The organism is Variovorax sp. IB41 (genome assembly GCF_016405905.1).
GTDB lineage: Bacteria > Pseudomonadota > Gammaproteobacteria > Burkholderiales > Burkholderiaceae_C > Variovorax.
On record NZ_JAEFCB010000020.1, the window covers coordinates 105105 to 121698 of the forward strand.

Consider the following 16594-nt stretch of genomic DNA (forward strand, 5'->3'; position numbering starts at 1 on the left):
GCTCCTTATTTCCAGAGCACCAGGTGTTCGACGATCGGCCCCAGGGCCAATGCCGGCACGTAGTTGAGCAAGCCGACCAGCAGCACGGTGCCGATCAGCAAAGAGACGAACAGCGGGCCGTGCGTGGGCAGCGTGCCGCTGGTGACGGGCAGGCGCTTCTTGGCCGCCAGCGAACCGGCGATGGCCAGCACCGGCACGATCATCGCGAAGCGGCCGAGCCACATGGCCAGCGCGAGCAGGCCGTTGTAGAAGGGCGTGTTGGCCGAGAGGCCCGCGAAGGCGCTGCCGTTGTTGTTGGCAGCCGATGTCAACGCGTAGAGGATTTCCGAGAAGCCGTGCGCGCCCGGATTCGCGATGCCGGCCTTGCCGGCGCCCGCGATCACCGCCACCGCGGTGCCGGCCAGCACCAGGACGGGCGTGACCAGGATGGCGATGGAGATGAGCTTCATCTCGCGCACTTCGATCTTCTTGCCCAGGTACTCGGGCGTGCGGCCGATCATGAGGCCCGCGATGAACACCGCGAGCATCGCGAAGATCAGCATGCCGTAGAGGCCGCTGCCGACGCCGCCGAACACCACCTCGCCCAGCTGCATGAGCACCATGGGCACCATGCCGCCGAGCGGCGTGAGCGAATCGTGCATGACGTTCACCGCGCCGCACGAGGCGGCCGTGGTGATGGCGGCGAACAGGGCCGAGGCGTCGATGCCGAAGCGCACTTCCTTGCCTTCCATGTTGCCGCCGCTCTGCAATGCGCTGGACACCTGGTCGACGCCGAGCGACGCGAACAGCGGGTTGCCGCCCTGCTCGGCGGGCGTGATCACCATCACCGCGACGACGAACATGATCGTCATCGCCGCGAGCACAGCCCAGCCCTGGCGCATGTCGCCAACGACTCGGCCGAAGGTGAAGCACAGCGCCGCGGGGATCAGGAAGATCGCGATCATCTGCAGCAGATTGCTGAGCGCCGTCGGGTTCTCGTACGGGTGCGCCGAGTTGGCGTTGAAGAAGCCGCCACCGTTGGTGCCGAGCATCTTGATGGCCTCTTGCGAGGCGACCGGGCCCATGGCGAGGGTCTGCGTTTTGGTGGTGGCGTCTTCCATCACCGGGGCGCCCTTCTCGTCCTTGAGCGCCTGGCCGTCCGCGCCCGCCTTGGGCTGCTGGAAGGCGGTGGTCTCGACGGTGTCCACGGACTTGTAGGCATCGAAGTTCTGGATCACGCCCTGGCCCACGAAGAAGACCGCGAGCACGAACGACAGCGGCACCAGCACCCACAGCGTGACGCGGGTGATGTCGGCCCAGAAGTTGCCCACCAGGCCCTTGCCGTCGCCCCCGTTCCCGCGACGCGCGAAGCCGCGCACCAGCGCGAAGGCCACCGCGATGCCGGTGGCGGCCGAGAAGAAGTTCTGCACCGTGAGCCCGAGCATCTGCGTGAGATAGCTCATGGTCGACTCACCGGCGTAGCCCTGCCAGTTGGTGTTGCTGACGAAGCTCACCGCGGTGTTGAAGGCCGAGTCGGACGACACCGCGCCCATGCCGGCCGGATTCAGCGGCAGCACGCCCTGCAGGCGCTGCAGCGCGTAGACGACGACGGCGCCCACGAGGTTGAAGGCCAGCAGCGCCAGCGCATAGGTGCGCCAGTTCATCGAGCGCTCGGGGGCGGTGCCCGCGAGCTTGTAGAGCGGCGCCTCGACGCGCTGCATCCAGCGCGGCACGCGCTCGTTGCACAGCGCGGCGAGGAATTTGCCGACGGGCCAGGCCAGCACGGCGAGTGCGGCGAGGAAGAGGGCCAGGAGGCCCCAGGCGGACGCGGTCATTTCAGAATTCCTCGGCGCAGATCAGCGCGAAGACGAGATAAGCGAACAGGATCACGGCGATGAGCGCGCCGAATCCGTAGAGGACTTCCAGGCTGATCACGATGCGTCTCCGTTGCGGTTGTTGGCGCTGTTGCCGGTGCTGCCGGCATGACCGGCGTTCGGCGGATTCGGTCCCTCGAGCCTGTTCAGCCCGACGACCATGGCCGCTACCACGACCCATAGCGCCAGCAAGGCGCCCATCCAGACGATGTCCATTCAATTGCTCCTGGAGCGAAACACAAGGCCTTCAGTCTCGGCAGACGTCCGTAAAAACGGGGAACAGAGTCGGCGGGGGCGCATAAAGAAAGCGTAAAAACGCGGGCCGCGGATGGCCTCGGTGCACCGGGGGTCATTGCCGCGCCGCGCTCGACAGCACGGACACGCGCATCTAATAATCAAAGCGTTTGCTTGATAAACGGCAATCGCCCATGGACATCCGCCCCACGAAACCGACCGTGCCCACCTGGATGCCGCACCAGCCGGCAGACCGCATCCTCTCCACGCTCAAGACCCGCGGCGCGCTCGGCATTCCCGACATCGCCAAGGTGCTGAACGTCACGGTGGAAGCGGTGCGCCAGCAGATGGCCAAGCTGGAGGCCGAAGGCCTGGTCGATGCCGAGAGCCGCCCGAGCGGCCGCGGCCGGCCGACGCAGATCTGGCGGCTCACCGGCGAGGGCCACAAGCGCTTTCCCGACACGCACGCGGAGATGACGGTGCAGATGATCAGCGCCGTCATCAGCGTGTTCGGCGAGAAGGGCATGGACCAGCTGATCGGCGCGCGCGAGAACGCGATGCGCGCCACCTACACCGAGGCCATGCGCGGCGCGCGCAGCCTCAAGACGCGGCTGGAGCGGCTCGCGGAAATCCGCAGCCGCGAGGGCTATATGGCCGAGTTCCGGCCCGAGGGCGACGGCTTTCTCTTCATCGAGAACCACTGCCCCATCTGCACCGCGGCGCAAGCCTGCACAGGCTTTTGCCGCAGTGAACTGCAACTCTTCGACGAAGTGCTGGGGCCCGAAGTGACCGTCAGCCGCGTCGAGCATGTGCTCGCGGGCGCGCGGCGCTGCGCCTACCAGGTCAGCCCCAAGCCGCGCGCCTGAAAACTCTTACCCACAACCGAAAAGGAACCACCATGGAACACAAGCTCCCACCCCTGCCTTACGCCCTGGACGCGCTGGCACCCGAGTACTCGCAAGAGACCCTGGAGTACCACTACGGCAAGCATCACAACGCCTATGTGGTGAACCTCAACAACCTGCAGAAGGGCACCGAGTTCGAATCGATGACCCTCGAAGAGATCATCAAGAAGGCCAGCGGCGGCATCTACAACAACGCCGCTCAGATCTGGAACCACACCTTCTTCTGGAACTGCATGAAGCCGCAGGGCGGCGGCGCTCCCACCGGCGCGCTGGCCAAGGCCATCGATGCCAAGTGGGGCAGCTACGACGCGTTCAAGGAAGCGTTCGTCAAGTCGGCCGTGGGCAACTTCGGCTCGGGCTGGACGTGGCTCGTGAAGAAGGCCGATGGTTCGGTGGACATCGTGAACACCGGCGCCGCCGGCACGCCGCTGACGACCGCGGACACCGCCTTGCTGACCGTCGACGTCTGGGAACACGCCTACTACATCGACTACCGCAACCTGCGCCCCAAGTTCGTCGAGACCTTCCTGGCCAAGCTCGCGAACTGGGACTTCGCCGCGAAGAACTTCGGCTGATCGATCAGCCGTTGATCAGGTTCAGGATGTTCCCATCGGGGTCCTTGAACCACGCGACCTTCATGTCGCCCATGACATGGAGGTCGCCTTCCAGCTTCGTATCGGGCATGTCGTAGTGCTCGAAGCGCACGCCCTTGGCCTTGAGCGCCGCGGCGAGGCGGCCGATGTCCGCGCCGACCTGCCAGGTCACGGCCGTCGCCTGGTTGGTGCCGGCGAATTCGGAGCGGTACACGTTGATGCGCGTGTTGCCGCTGCGGTAGACGACGACTTCGTCGCCCTCCGCATCGACCTGCGCGAGGCCCAGCGTGTCTTCGTAGAAGCGGCGGGCCACCGCGAGGTCTTTCACCGCGAGGTTGGCCGTCGCATCGATGTTTCCGAGCATGGTTTGTCTCCTGTGTTGCTTGCTGTGTGTGGATCGACATTTCATGTTCGACGCCCGAGAGGCCCTGTCAAGTCGCCGCCGTCTGATACGGGACCCATCGCGAACCACGAAAACAGCGCCGCGCCACTTCCGGCACACTGCACCCTCGGTGCAGTGAGGCCAAAAGACCTCCATCGCCACTGCTGCAACCCCGATTCGTCCAGACACAGAGACAAACCCATGATCCGCAAACTCACCCGCACGCTGGCCCTTGCGCTGGCACTCCCCCTCGCGTTCGCCACCGCCGCGCATGCGCAGAGCTATCCCACCAAGCCCATCCGCATGATCGTGCCCTTCCCACCCGGCGGCGGCACCGACATCCTGGCGCGCCTGGTCGCGCAGAAGCTCACCGAGGCGAACCACTGGACCGTGGTGCCCGACAACCGCGGCGGCGCCGGCGGCACCATCGGCATCGCCGAGGCCGCACGCGCCGCGCCCACGGGCTACGACATCGTGATGGGCCAGAAGGACAACATGGTCGTGGCGCCCTGGCTCTACAAGAACCTGAGCTACAATCCGGTGAAGGACCTGACGGCCGTGGCCCACGTGGCCTATACGCCGGTGGTGATCGTCACGCAGGCCAACTCCAAGTTCAAGACGCTGGACGACGTGGTCAAGGCCGCGCGCGCCGTGCCCGACACCATCACCTACGGCTCGCCGGGCAACGGCACCACCATCCACCTGGCCGGCGAGATTTTCAACAGCGCCGCCAAGATCAAGATGCGCCACGTGCCCTACAAGGGCTCCAACGCGGCCATGATGGACGTGCTGGCGGGCAACGTCGACCTGATGGTGTCGTCGGTGCCCTCGGCCATGGCGCAGATCAAGGCCGGCAAGCTGCGTCCGCTGGCCGTCACCTCCGCCAAGCGCAGCACCTCGCTGCCCGAGACGCCCACCGTCGCCGAGCTCGGCTACAAGGGCTTCGACGTGAGCACCTGGTACGGCATCTTCGTGCCGGCCAACACGCCCAAGGACATCGTCGCCACGCTGAACACCGAGGTCAACAAGCTCCTGGCCACGCCCGAGATGAAGGCCGCCATCATCGGCCAGGGTGCGGAGCCCGAGAGCATGACGCCCGAGCAGTTCGGCACGCTCCTGAAGACCGACTACGAGAAGTGGAAGGGCATCGTGCAAGCCTCGGGCGCGACCATCGAATAAGCCTTCGCGTCGCAGAATGGTGTCTCCACAACGGGCCGCGACGACGGCATGGAGACACCGATGGCATTCCGCAAGAACCCGCGCACCCTGCTGCTGAAGACAACCGCCCTGGCAGCGGTTGCCGCTTTCATCCAGGGCTGCGCGCAGACACCGGCGCAGCAGCCGCCTTCCGAAGCCACCATCGCCGCGCACGTCGCCGCGGCCACGCGCGACGCGGGCACCGACCTCGCGCCGCTCCTGGCGCTCTGCAAGCCCGCGCCCGCCGCGCAGCCGCCGCAGGCCGAGCTGGACAGGGGCCTGAAGGCCCTCATCGACAAGCCCGCGCCGCCGCCGGGCATGGCCTTCGACAACCTCTACTTCGTGGGCGCCGACTGGGTGAGCGCCTGGGCGATCAAGACCTCGGACGGCATCATCCTCATCGATGCGCTCAACAACCAGATGGAAGCCGCCGCGCTCATCGAGGGCGGCATGCGCAGGCTCGGCCTGGACCCGGCGCAGATCAGGTACGTGGTCGTCACGCACGGCCACGGCGACCACTACGGCGGCGCACCCTACCTCGCGCAGAAATATGGCGCCCGCGTGGTCATGAGCGAAGCCGACTGGACGATGACCGAGACGAAGCTCGAGTTCGCCACGCCCGTCTGGGGCGCACCGCCCAAGCGCGGCGCGGGCGATGTGTCGGTCAAGGACGGCGACCGACTCGTGCTCGGCGACACCACCGTCACGCTGTACATCACGCCGGGCCACACCATGGGCACCATCTCCCCGGTGTTCGACGTGACCGCCAACGGCCAGAAGCACCGCGCGATGCTCTGGGGCGGCACGGCCTTCAACTTCGGCAAGAACGTGCCGCGGCTGGGGAGCTACATCGACGCGACGCGGCGCATGGGCTCGGTGGCACAGGCGCAGAAAATCGATGTGCTGGTGTCGAACCACTCAGGCTACGACGGCTCGCAGGGCAAGCTGGCCGCGCTGCGGCAACAGCCGGCGAGCGCGGCGAATCCCTTCGTGATCGGCACGCCCGCGGTGTCGCGCGCGCTGAACGTGATGGGTGAGTGCGCGCAGGCGCAGCGCGATCGGTTCGTGCTGCAGTAGCCAAGGCCCGTCAGTCCAGCAGGACCGTGGGACAGGACAGCGTCAGCCGCTCGGGCAGCGGTGAGCCCAGCCAGTCGGGCTGGGCTCTTTTCTGGAAGGCTTCGAGGGATTGGTAACCCGTGACATTCCATGCGTATGGGCTCACCGAATCGACTTTGTCGATTTCGATCACGACATACGCGCAGCGCTTGCTTCGCGTTCTGCGATGGAGTGCCAGGCGCTTGCCGCTGCCGGCGAAATCCTTTTCCAGCACGTCGTACGCCGCGCGCTTGCAAACGCTGAACGGGGTGTTCCATTCCACCGTCTTGCTGCGGATGTAGAGATCGCCCGAGCAGGCACGACCCGTGCCTTCGAAAACACCCGTGAATGGCTTGTCCGCGGCCGACGCTTCTCCAGCGAAGAGCACGGCAAGGGCGAGTCCCGCAGCGGCCATCACCTGCATGCGGCCTCCACTCGCATGTTGATGGCCGCAGATGCGTACTCCATCTTTTTCGCTCGCGGCGAATGGTTTGCCGGATGTCCGGCCGTTCGTGCTGTGGTCATGTCACTCCCTGATATTGAATGTTGTTGTCGGAACGCGAACCCACATCCGCGCCCCGCAGGGAGAAGCTACGCCATCAACGGCTGGTCAACCGACAGGAAGTCGGCCTTACTGCGACATACGCCGCACTTCAATCGGGCACGAACTTCGCGTTGAAGATGTCCACGTCCGTGTCCAGCTCGAACGTCACCACCTGCCCCATCTTCCCGTCGCTCATCCTGCACGCAGAGAACAGGCTGTAGCGGCCCTTGAAGTAGAACTCGTCCATCACGATCAGCGCGTACGGGTACGGCACGAAGACCTGGTGTTCGAAGATGACGCGGTGCACGTTCCTCGGCGACGGGAAGAGCTTGTAGTCGTTGGTGTCGATCGACTTTGCGGTGGCCATGGTCGTGCTCGTTTCTGGGGTGCTCAGGCCGGGTCGCGCACGTCGGCCACGGGGTTCGCGCCGAAGTCCTCGCGCGCCAGGTACTTGAGCACCTTGGCGGCTGCGCCAGCGGGGCTGTCCAGGCGGCCTTCTTCCTTCATGCTCACGAAGCGCGTGCGGTCCGGAAAGTTCTCTGCCGATGCACCGCGCAGTTGCACCTGCATGTCGGTATCGATGATGCCGGGCGCGAGCGAGACGATGCGCGCACCGTTCGGCGCGGCTGCTTCCTCGAGCGCCACGGCCTGCGAGAAACGGTCCATGCCGGCCTTGGCCGCGCAGTAGGGCGCCTGGCTGCCCATCGCGTTGCGGCCCAGGCCCGAGGAGATGTTCAGCACCTTGCGCGCGCCGCGCCATTCGCGCGTGGCGTTGAGGAACGCGGCGGTCAGCAGCATCGGCGCTTCGAGGCCGATGCGCAGCGCCAGCGACAGCTCGCCGCTCACGGCGCCGGCCAGCGGCGCGGGGTTGCCGACGGTGCCGGCGTTGTTGATGAGGGTCACGCTGTCGAAGCGCTGCGCATCGAGCGCCTTGAGCCAGGCCGACACGCGGGCCGATGCGGCGACGGGGTCGGACAGGTCCTGCTCCCACTGCGTGAGTTCGGCGCCGGCGGCCTTGGCGGCCTCGGCCAGCTGCGCATCTTGCTTGCGCGAAATGCCGAGCACCACGTGGCCTGCTTGCAGCAATTGTTCGGCCATGGCACGGCCCAGGCCGCGCGAGGCGCCGGTGATGAGGGTGAGGTGGGAGGCAGCGGTCATCGGGATAGTCTTTCTTGAACGAAGGCGGGAGGTTAAGGGGGATCGAGAGGCCTTGCGGCTCAACCGGTACGGAATTGCTTGCGCAGGAACGCGCGGTGCCGCGCGATGTGCTGCAGCTGCGCGGGCGCGATGGTGCCGCCCAGGTCGACTTCGTCGGCGCCGTTGAGCACCGCGTTGGCGTTCGTCATCGCGCGCGCGACGACCTCTTCCTCGCTCACGCCGAGCTGCGCCGCGAGGTCGAGCGCCACGCGGCGCATGGCGCGCTGCGAGAGCATCCACATCGCGCCGAAGCGGTCCCAGGCGAGCGCGGCTTCTTCGGCTTTCTCGCGATCGCCCAGGATTTCGCTGAGCGGCTTGGCGAGGATCGCGTCGAGTGCATCGATCTTCTCGGTGAGCGCCTCGTTGCGTTCGATGGCTTCCGCGAGCGTCGGACCGGCGTCCTGGGCCTTCGTCTTCGGCGCCTCGGGCGGAGGAATGAAGGCCGCTTCCGCGTTCGCGGGCACGACCTGGAGCTGGTCTTTGAGGGTCATGAGGTTTCCGTTTCCGCCGAGGCGTTCTTCTTGTTCGACATCGCGCTCACGCGCAGGCCCGGCAGGTCGAGCACGCGCAGGCCCCCGTACTCCACGCGGATGAGGCCCTGCGCCGAGAGCCCGTTGAGCGCCTCGTTCACGCGCTGGCGCGACAGGCCCACCAGGTACGCGAGCTCCTGCTGCGTGATGCGCAAGACCTCGCCCACGCCCGGGTACAGCACCGGGTTGAACAGCGACACCAGGTTGCGCGCCACGCGCGCGTCGGGGTTGTTGAGCCGGTCGATCTCCAGCGCCGCGATGAATTGGCCCAGGCGTTCGTTGAGCTGGTTCATCACGAAGCGGTTGAAGCCGATCGAATGGTCCAGCAGCCAGTGGAAGCTCTCGATCGGCAGCCCTGCCACCACGCTGCGGCGCAGCGCCTGGATGTTGTAGCGGTAGGGCTCGCGCTTCATCACCGTGCCTTCGCCGAACCAGCCGCCGGGCGGCACGCCGGTGTAGGTGACCGAGCCGCCGTCGGCGTTGTCGTTGCTCATCTTCAGGAGGCCCTCGACCACGCCGAACCAGTAGGTCGGCGAGCGGCCGACGCGGCAAACGAGGTCGCCGGGCTCGGCCTCGCCGACCACGAGCGCGGCCTCGGCGCGGCGGCGCTCGGCGGGCGTGAGCGTGGGCAGCCAGGGAATGCCGCCGAGCTCCGCGGCGTTGGCGGCACGCACGCGGTCCTTGATCGAATTGCCGAGCTGGCTCTGGTTGAGGTTGCCGTGAGGCATCGGGAAACTCCGGGGAGTAGTGTCCCTAGGATTGTCGTTGGAACGACAACCGGGCGTCAAAGTGAGACCTACGATCCGCCCACTGTGCAAACAACCGCCCCCACCTTCCCCCGTCTGCTGCTCGCGCACGCCCAGGCCCAGCCCGAGTCGCCCGCGGTGCGCGAGAAAGACCTCGGCATCTGGCAAACCTGGACCTGGAGCGCCGTGGCCGAGGAGGTGCGCGAGATGGCCTGCGGCCTCGCGAGCCTCGGCTTCAAGGCCTTCGACAACCTGGCCATCGTGGGCGCCAACCGGCCGCACCTGTACATGGCGGTGGTCGCGGCGCAGAGCCTGCGCGGCGTGCCCGTGCCGCTCTACCAGGACGCGGTCGCCAGCGAGATGGTCTTTATGCTGCAGGACGCGGCGATCGACTTCGTGATCGTCGAAGACCAGGAGCAGGTCGACAAGCTTCTGGAGTGCCGCGAGCTGCAGAAAGACCAGGCGCACGGCATTCGCCACATCATCTACGACGACCCCAAGGGCCTGCGCCACTACGACCAGCCCGGGCTCATGAGCTATGAAGCGCTGCGCGCGCTGGGCCGTGAATTCGACAAGGCCAACGTCGGCTACTACGACCGCGCCGTGGCGAGCGGCGAGGCCACCGACGTCGGCGTGATCCTCTACACCTCGGGCACCACCGGCCGCCCCAAGGGCGTGTGCCAGACGCATGCGAGCTTCATCGCGGCGGGCCGCGGCGGCGTGGAGACCGACCGGCTCGGCCCCGGCGACAACATCATGAGCTACCTGCCGATGGCATGGGTGGGCGATCACCTCTTCTCGGTGGCGCAATGGCTGGTGGGCGGCTTCACGCTCAACTGCCCCGAGTCGGCCGAGACGGTGATGAACGACATGCGCGAGATCGGCCCGAGCTACTACTTCGGTCCGCCGCGCACCTTCGAGGGGCTCCTCACCGCGGTGTCGATCCGCATGGAAGACGCGGCGGCGCCCAAGCGCTGGCTCTATGCGAAGTTCATGGCGCTCGCGCAGCGCGTGGGCGCCGACATCCTCAACGGCGCGCCGGTGAGCACGGGCGACCGGCTGATGTATGGCCTCGGCAACCTCCTGATCTACGGGCCGCTTCGCAACGTGCTCGGCATGAGCCGCATCCGCGTGGCGTACACGGCAGGCGCAGCCATCGGGCCCGACCTGTTCCGCTTCTACCGCTCCATCGGCGTGAACCTCAAGCAGTTCTACGGCCAGACCGAGACCTGCGCCTACGTGTGCCTGCAGCAGGACGGCAAGGTCAAGCTGCAGACCGTGGGCACCGCGGCGCCCGGCATCGAACTGAAGATCGCCGATGACGGCGAAGTGCTGGTGCGCGGCGTCTCGGTGCTCAAGGAATACTACAAACGCCCCGACGCCACCGCCGAAGTGCTCGATGCCAACGGCTACTTCCACACCGGCGATGCGGGCGTGCTCGACAGCGAAGGGCACCTGCGCATCATCGACCGCGCCAAGGACGTGGGCCGGCTCGTGGGCGGCGCGATCTTCGCGCCCAACTACATCGAGAACAAGCTCAAGTTCTTTCCGCAGATCAAGGAAGCGGTGTGCTTCGGCAACGCGCGCGACGAGGTCTGCGCGGCCATCAACATCGATTTCGAGGCCGTGGGCAACTGGGCCGAGCGCCGGGGCCTCGCCTATGGCGGCTACGTCGACCTGGCCGGCAAGCCCGAGGTGCTGACGCTGATCGCCGAATGCATCGGCAAGGTCAACGCCGACCTCGCGAGCGAAGACGGCATGGGCGAGACGCAGATCGCGCGCTTTCTCGTGCTGCACAAGGAACTCGACCCCGACGACGACGAGCTGACCCGCACGCGCAAGGTGCGCCGCGGCTTCATCGCCGAGAAATACGCGGTGCTGCTCGATGCGCTCTACGGCGGCAAGACCGAGCAGTACATCGAAACCCAGGTCAAGTTCGAGGACGGACGCACGGGCGTGGTGAATGCCACGCTGAAGATCGTCGAAGCCAGGACCTTCCCCATTGTGAAGGCGGCAGCATGAGCAATCGCAAGACAGGCGAGGTCATCCTCGACGTGCAGAACATTTCGCTCAGCTTCGGCGGCGTGAAGGCGCTCACGGACATCAGCTTCAACGTGCGCGAGCACGAGGTGCGCGCCATCATCGGCCCGAACGGCGCGGGCAAGAGCTCGATGCTCAACTGCATCAACGGCGTGTACTGGCCGCAGCAGGGCTCCATCACTTTTCGCGGCCAGACCTTCAAGCACATGAACTCGCGCCAGGTGGCCGAGATGGGCGTGGCACGCACCTTCCAGAATCTCGCGCTCTTCAAGGGCATGAGCGTGCTGGACAACATCATGACGGGGCGCAACCTCAAGATGAAGAGCGGCCTGCTCGCCCAGGCTTTCCGCTGGGGCCCCGCCGAGCGCGAGGAGCTGCGGCACCGCGAATTCGTCGAGCACATCATCGATTTCCTGGAAATCCAGGCGCACCGCAAGACGCCGGTGGGCCGCCTGCCCTATGGCCTGCAAAAGCGCGTGGACCTGGGCCGTGCGCTCGCGATGGAGCCGCAGGTGCTCCTGCTGGACGAGCCCATGGCCGGCATGAACGTGGAAGAGAAGCAGGACATGAGCCGCTTCATCCTCGACGTGAACGACGAGTTCGGCGCGACCATCGTTCTCATCGAGCACGACATGGGCGTGGTGATGGACATCTCCGACCGCGTGGTGGTGCTGGACTACGGCAAGAAGATCGGCGACGGCACGCCCGATGAAGTGCGCAACAACGAAGACGTGATCCGCGCCTACCTCGGCGTCGAGCACTGATCACGAAAGAACACGATGGGCTTTTTCCTTGAAACCCTGTTTGGCGGCCTCATGGTCGGCATGCTCTATTCGCTGATCGCCATCGGCTTCGTGCTGATCTACAAGGCCTCGGGCGTCTTCAACTTCGCGCAGGGCGCGATGGTGCTGTTCGCGGCGCTGGCGATGGCGCGGTTCTCCGAGTGGTTTCCGCTGTGGTTCGGCTTCCAGAACCAGATCCTCGCGAACATCCTGGCCTTCGTCGCCGCGATGGCGGTGATGGTGGTGGTGGCCTGGCTGATCGAGCGGCTCGCATTGAGCAAGCTGGTGAACCAGGAGGGCATCACGCTCCTGATGGCCACGCTGGGCATCGCCTACTTCCTGGACGGCCTGGGCCAGACCATCTTCGGCAACGACATCTACAAGATCGACGTCGGCATGCCCAAGGAGCCGCTGATGGTGCTGCAAGGCACCTTCGAAGGCGGCCTGCTGCTGAGCCAGGAAGACCTGATCGCCGCCCTGGTGGCCGCGGGCCTCGTGGTGGTGCTGGCCATCTTCTTCCAGAAGACCGCCACCGGCCGCGCACTGCGCGCGGTGGCCGACGACCATCAGGCCGCGCAGTCCATCGGCATTCCGCTCAAGCGCATCTGGGTGATCGTGTGGTCGGTGGCCGGCTTCTCGGCGCTGGTGGCCGGGATCATCTGGGGCTCCAAGCTGGGCGTGCAGTTCTCGCTGTCGCTGGTGGCGCTGAAGGCGCTGCCGGTGGTGATCCTGGGCGGGCTCACCTCGATTCCGGGCGCGATCATCGGCGGCCTTTTGATCGGCGTGGGCGAGAAGCTGTCTGAAATCTATCTCGGCCCCATGCTCGGTGGCGGCATCGAGATCTGGTTCGCCTACGTGTTGGCGTTGGTCTTCCTGCTGGTTCGTCCGCAGGGCCTGTTCGGCGAAAAGATCATCGATCGGGTCTGAAATGAAAAGCCCCCACGCTCATCACTTCGTGTATCGCTGCCCCCCGAGGGGGCGCTCAATGCCCTTCGGGCGGCAGGACGGGCATTGATATGTTCTACAGAGAAAACGGCCAGTTCAAGTCGAGCTACCGCGCCGACCAACAGATCCTCCCGATCGCGCAGGACCGCATCGCGATGCTGGTGCTGCTGCTCGTGGCGTTCGTCGTGGTGCCGCTCGGCGTCTCGGACTACTGGATGCGCGCCATCCTCACGCCCTTCCTGATCCTGTCGCTCGCGGCACTGGGCCTCAACATCCTGGTCGGTTATTGCGGCCAGATCTCGCTGGGCACCGGCGCCTTCATGGCGGTGGGCGCCTACGCGGCCTACAACTTCCAGGTGCGCATCGACGGCATGCCGCTCATCGCCTCGCTGCTTCTGGGTGGCCTGTGCGCCACAGTGATCGGCGTGCTCTTCGGCATTCCGAGCCTGCGCATCAAGGGCCTGTACCTGGCCGTCGCCACGCTGGCCGCGCAGTTCTTCACCGACTGGGCGTTCCTGCGCATCCAGTGGTTCACCAACAACTCGTCCTCGGGCTCGGTGAGCGTGGCAGGGCTCAACGTGTTCGGCGTGCCGATCGAGTCGCCGGTGCAGAAGTATTTGTTCTGCCTTCTCTTCGTGGTGGTGTTCGCACTGCTCGCGAAGAACCTCGTGCGCAGCGCCATCGGCCGCGAATGGATGGCGATGCGCGACATGGACGTGGCCGCCGCGGTGATCGGCATCCGCCCGGTGTACGCCAAGCTCACGGCCTTCGCGGTGAGCAGCTTCATCGTCGGCGTGGCCGGCGCACTGTGGGGCTTCATCCACCTGGGTGCGTGGGAGCCGGCAGCGTTCAGCATCGACCGCTCGTTCCAGCTGCTCTTCATGGTGATCATCGGCGGGCTCGGCTCGATCATGGGCAGCTTCTTCGGCGCCGCCTTCATCGTGCTGCTGCCGCTCTTTCTGAACCAGCTGCCCGCGTGGCTGGGCTTCTCGATTTCCACCGCGCTGGCCTCGCACCTGGAGACCATGATCTTCGGCGCGCTGATCGTGTTCTTTTTGATCGTCGAGCCGCACGGCCTCGCGCGGCTGTGGTCCACGGCCAAGGAGAAGTTGCGGCTCTGGCCCTTCCCGCATTGAGACAGTTTTTCGAAGAGTTCCCGTTCGTAAAAAACCCCGGCACCGAGGTGCCCACAAAAGGAGACAGGCATGAAACTGAAATCGCTCGCTCTGACCGCCGCCCTGGTGGCCAGCACCCTCGGCGCCCTGCTCGCGCCATCGCTCGCGCAGGCACAAGCCAAGGAGCAGTTCTTCCCGCTCCTGGTGTACCGCACCGGCCCCTACGCGCCCAACGGCACGCCGTGGGCCAACGGCAAGCAGGACTACCTGAAGCTGGTCAACGCGCAAGGCGGCATCAACGGCGTGAAGATCACTTTCGAGGAATGCGAGACCGGCTACGCGACCGACAAGGGCGTGGAATGCTATGAGCGCCTGAAGGGCCGCCCGGGCGTCGCGCTCTTCGATCCGCAGGCCACCGGCATCACCTTCGCGCTGACTGACAAGGTGCCCACCGACAAGATCCCGCTCGTCACGCTCGGCTACGGCCTGGCGGCCTCGCAGGACGGCGGCGTCTTCAAGTGGAACTTCCCGCTCATGGGCAGCTACTGGACCGCGGCCGACATCCTGATCCAGCACCTGGGCAAGAAAGAGGGCGGCCTGGACAAGCTCAAGGGCAAGAAGATCGCGCTCGTCTATCACGACTCGCCGTTCGGCAAGGAGCCGATTCCGCTGCTGCAGGAACGCGCCAAGATGCACGGCTTCGACCTCTCGCTGATTCCGGTGACCGCGCCCGGCGTGGAACAGAAGTCGGCCTGGCTGCAGGTGCGCCAGCAGCGGCCCGACTTCGTGCTGCTGTGGGGCTGGGGCGTGATGAACTCCACCGCGCTGAAAGAGGCCGTGGCCACGGGCTTCCCGCGCGAGAAGATGTACGGCGTGTGGTGGGCCGGCGCCGAGCCGGACGTGAAGGACGTGGGCGCCAACGCCAAGGGCTACAACGCGCTCGCGCTGAATGGCTCGGGTCCCGACAACAAGGTGATCCAGGACATCCTGAAGCAAGTGCACGACAAGGGCCAGGGCTCGGGTCCGCGCGACGAAGTGGGCTCGGTGCTCTACACGCGCGGCGCCATCATCTCGATGCTGAGCGTGGAAGCCGTCAAGCGCGCGCAGGAGCGCTTCGGCAAGGGCAAGGTCATGACCGGCGAGCAGGTGCGCTGGGGCCTGGAGAACCTGGCGCTCGACCAGAAAAAGCTCGACGCGCTCGGCTTCGCCGGCGTGATGCGCCCGGTGAGCACCTCGTGCCAGGACCACATCGGCTCGACCTGGGCCCGCATGGAAACCTGGGACGGCGCCAAGTGGAACATCGCGCCCGAGTGGTACCAGGCCGACGACCAGATCATCAAGCCGATGGTGAAGGGCGCCGCCGACAAGTACGCCGGCGAAAAGAAGCTGACGCGCCGCGAAGCCGCCGACTGCCAGTCTTGATGCACTGACACCCAATGAAAGTGCGGTGGCGGCTCGCAAGAGCCGCCATTCGCAAGGACGGCACCCCTGTGCTGTCCTTGCGAATGCTTCGGACCACACCATGAGCGAACCCAACATCCTTCTCAATGTCAACGGCATCGAGGTCATCTACAACCACGTGATCCTCGTGCTCAAGGGCGTGTCGCTCACCGTGCCCGAGGGCGGCATCGTGGCGCTGCTCGGCGGCAACGGCGCAGGCAAGACGACCACGCTGCGCGCGGTGAGCAACCTGCTCGCGGGCGAGCGCGGCGCGGTGACCAAGGGCACCATCGAGCTGCGCGGCAACCGCATCGAGGCGCTGTCGCCGGCCGAGCTGGTCAAGCGCGGGCTCATCCAGGTGATGGAAGGGCGCCACTGCTTCGCTCACCTCACCATCGAAGAGAACCTGATGACCGGCGCCTACACGCGCACCGACGGCAAGGCCGCGGTGCAGCAGACGCTGGACAAGGTCTACGCGTATTTCCCGCGCCTGAAGACGCGCCGCACCTCGCAGGCGGCCTACACCTCGGGCGGCGAGCAGCAGATGTGCGCCATCGGCCGCGCGCTGATGGCCAACCCGACGATGGTGCTGCTCGATGAGCCCTCGATGGGCCTCGCGCCGCAGATCGTCGAAGAAGTGTTCGAGATCGTGAAGGACCTCAACACCAAGGAGCGCGTGACGTTTCTTTTGGCCGAGCAGAACACCAACATGGCGCTGCGCTACGCCGACTACGGCTACATCCTGGAGAACGGCCGCATCGTGATGGACGGCGAGGCCAAGAGCCTGCGCGAGAACGAGGACGTCAAGGAGTTCTACCTTGGCGTGGGCGGCGCGGACCGCAAGAGTTTTCGCGATGTGAAGAGCTACAAGCGGCGCAAGAGGTGGCTCGCTTGAATCGCCTGTGTGCCGATGTCCAGGGCGCGATCACGCCGACGGGGCACCTTGCTCCGCGAATGTCCCCCGCCTTCGGCTCCTCCTTGATTTCGCTGCGCAAG

Annotated in this window: 19 protein-coding genes; 10 read left to right on the forward strand and 9 right to left on the reverse strand. The window is 66.1% G+C overall.

What is annotated here, in order from left to right; translation table 11 throughout:
- Window positions 1-5: 5 nt before the first annotated feature.
- The 3 genes from kdpA to JC881_RS26865 are packed head-to-tail and all read right to left on the reverse strand — an operon-like array spanning window position 6 to window position 2069.
- Window positions 6-1814, reverse strand: coding sequence for a potassium-transporting ATPase subunit KdpA (gene kdpA / locus JC881_RS26855; RefSeq protein ID WP_198788755.1), 1809 nt, complete (start codon window positions 1812-1814; stop codon window positions 6-8).
- A gap of 1 nt (window position 1815) precedes the next feature.
- Window positions 1816-1914, reverse strand: coding sequence for a K(+)-transporting ATPase subunit F (gene kdpF, locus JC881_RS26860; RefSeq protein WP_093243136.1), 99 nt, complete (start codon window positions 1912-1914; stop codon window positions 1816-1818).
- Complete coding sequence (locus tag JC881_RS26865; RefSeq protein ID WP_198788756.1) at window positions 1911-2069, reverse strand: hypothetical protein; 159 nt, start codon at window positions 2067-2069, stop codon at window positions 1911-1913. Before JC881_RS26865 ends, kdpF begins: the two co-directional genes overlap by 4 nt.
- A 212-nt stretch (window positions 2070-2281) precedes the next feature.
- Here JC881_RS26865 and JC881_RS26870 point away from each other — a divergent pair, with 212 nt between their 5' ends.
- Both JC881_RS26870 and JC881_RS26875 read left to right on the forward strand, forming a co-directional pair.
- Entirely contained in the window at window positions 2282-2953 is a 672-nt protein-coding gene (locus JC881_RS26870) for a helix-turn-helix transcriptional regulator (protein WP_198788757.1), read from the forward strand.
- A gap of 32 nt (window positions 2954-2985) precedes the next feature.
- Window positions 2986-3567: a superoxide dismutase gene (locus JC881_RS26875; protein ID WP_198788758.1), complete on the forward strand. Its 582-nt coding sequence runs from the start codon at window positions 2986-2988 to the stop codon at window positions 3565-3567.
- 4 nt (window positions 3568-3571) lie between these two features.
- Here the strand turns inward: JC881_RS26875 and JC881_RS26880 are convergent, their stop codons facing one another.
- Window positions 3572-3949, reverse strand: a complete 378-nt coding sequence (locus JC881_RS26880) for a VOC family protein (RefSeq protein ID WP_198788759.1) — start codon at window positions 3947-3949, stop codon at window positions 3572-3574.
- A 219-nt stretch (window positions 3950-4168) separates the two neighbouring features.
- Here JC881_RS26880 and JC881_RS26885 point away from each other — a divergent pair, with 219 nt between their 5' ends.
- Window positions 4169-5146, forward strand: a complete 978-nt coding sequence (locus tag JC881_RS26885; protein WP_198788760.1) for a Bug family tripartite tricarboxylate transporter substrate binding protein — start codon at window positions 4169-4171, stop codon at window positions 5144-5146.
- A gap of 60 nt (window positions 5147-5206) precedes the next feature.
- The gene (locus JC881_RS26890; protein ID WP_198788761.1) at window positions 5207-6241 is read left to right on the forward strand and encodes an MBL fold metallo-hydrolase; all 1035 of its coding nucleotides are present in this window, start codon (window positions 5207-5209) and stop codon (window positions 6239-6241) included.
- A 10-nt stretch (window positions 6242-6251) separates the two neighbouring features.
- Here the strand turns inward: JC881_RS26890 and JC881_RS26895 are convergent, their stop codons facing one another.
- From JC881_RS26895 to JC881_RS26915, 5 genes are all read right to left on the reverse strand, one after another.
- Window positions 6252-6683 carry a hypothetical protein gene (locus JC881_RS26895; RefSeq protein ID WP_198788762.1) on the reverse strand — a complete coding sequence of 144 codons (432 nt, stop codon included), beginning with the start codon at window positions 6681-6683 and terminating at the stop codon, window positions 6252-6254.
- Window positions 6684-6912: 229 nt separating this feature from the next.
- Window positions 6913-7170 (reverse strand): hypothetical protein, encoded by a 258-nt coding sequence (locus JC881_RS26900; RefSeq protein ID WP_198788763.1) that lies wholly within the window; start codon window positions 7168-7170, stop codon window positions 6913-6915.
- A gap of 23 nt (window positions 7171-7193) precedes the next feature.
- Entirely contained in the window at window positions 7194-7961 is a 768-nt protein-coding gene (locus JC881_RS26905; RefSeq protein WP_198788764.1) for an SDR family NAD(P)-dependent oxidoreductase, read from the reverse strand.
- 59 nt (window positions 7962-8020) lie between these two features.
- Window positions 8021-8491: a hypothetical protein gene (locus tag JC881_RS26910; protein WP_198788765.1), complete on the reverse strand. Its 471-nt coding sequence runs from the start codon at window positions 8489-8491 to the stop codon at window positions 8021-8023.
- Complete coding sequence (locus JC881_RS26915; RefSeq protein WP_093436480.1) at window positions 8488-9258, reverse strand: Crp/Fnr family transcriptional regulator; 771 nt, start codon at window positions 9256-9258, stop codon at window positions 8488-8490. The genes JC881_RS26910 and JC881_RS26915 overlap by 4 nt, the downstream gene beginning before the upstream one ends.
- Window positions 9259-9342: 84 nt before the next feature.
- On the opposite strand from JC881_RS26915, the gene JC881_RS26920 reads away from it, so the two are divergent.
- From JC881_RS26920 to JC881_RS26945, 6 genes are all read left to right on the forward strand, one after another.
- Window positions 9343-11298 (forward strand): AMP-binding protein, encoded by a 1956-nt coding sequence (locus tag JC881_RS26920; protein WP_198788766.1) that lies wholly within the window; start codon window positions 9343-9345, stop codon window positions 11296-11298.
- Window positions 11295-12080: an ABC transporter ATP-binding protein gene (locus tag JC881_RS26925; RefSeq protein ID WP_198788767.1), complete on the forward strand. Its 786-nt coding sequence runs from the start codon at window positions 11295-11297 to the stop codon at window positions 12078-12080. Before JC881_RS26920 ends, JC881_RS26925 begins: the two co-directional genes overlap by 4 nt.
- 15 nt (window positions 12081-12095) lie before the next feature.
- Window positions 12096-13025, forward strand: a complete 930-nt coding sequence (locus tag JC881_RS26930; RefSeq protein ID WP_198788768.1) for a branched-chain amino acid ABC transporter permease — start codon at window positions 12096-12098, stop codon at window positions 13023-13025.
- An 89-nt stretch (window positions 13026-13114) separates the two neighbouring features.
- Window positions 13115-14179: a branched-chain amino acid ABC transporter permease gene (locus JC881_RS26935; protein WP_198788769.1), complete on the forward strand. Its 1065-nt coding sequence runs from the start codon at window positions 13115-13117 to the stop codon at window positions 14177-14179.
- 69 nt (window positions 14180-14248) lie between these two features.
- The gene (locus JC881_RS26940) at window positions 14249-15580 is read left to right on the forward strand and encodes an ABC transporter substrate-binding protein (protein WP_198788770.1); all 1332 of its coding nucleotides are present in this window, start codon (window positions 14249-14251) and stop codon (window positions 15578-15580) included.
- 100 nt (window positions 15581-15680) lie between these two features.
- Window positions 15681-16493: an ABC transporter ATP-binding protein gene (locus JC881_RS26945; protein ID WP_198788771.1), complete on the forward strand. Its 813-nt coding sequence runs from the start codon at window positions 15681-15683 to the stop codon at window positions 16491-16493.
- Window positions 16494-16594: the final 101 nt, after the last annotated feature.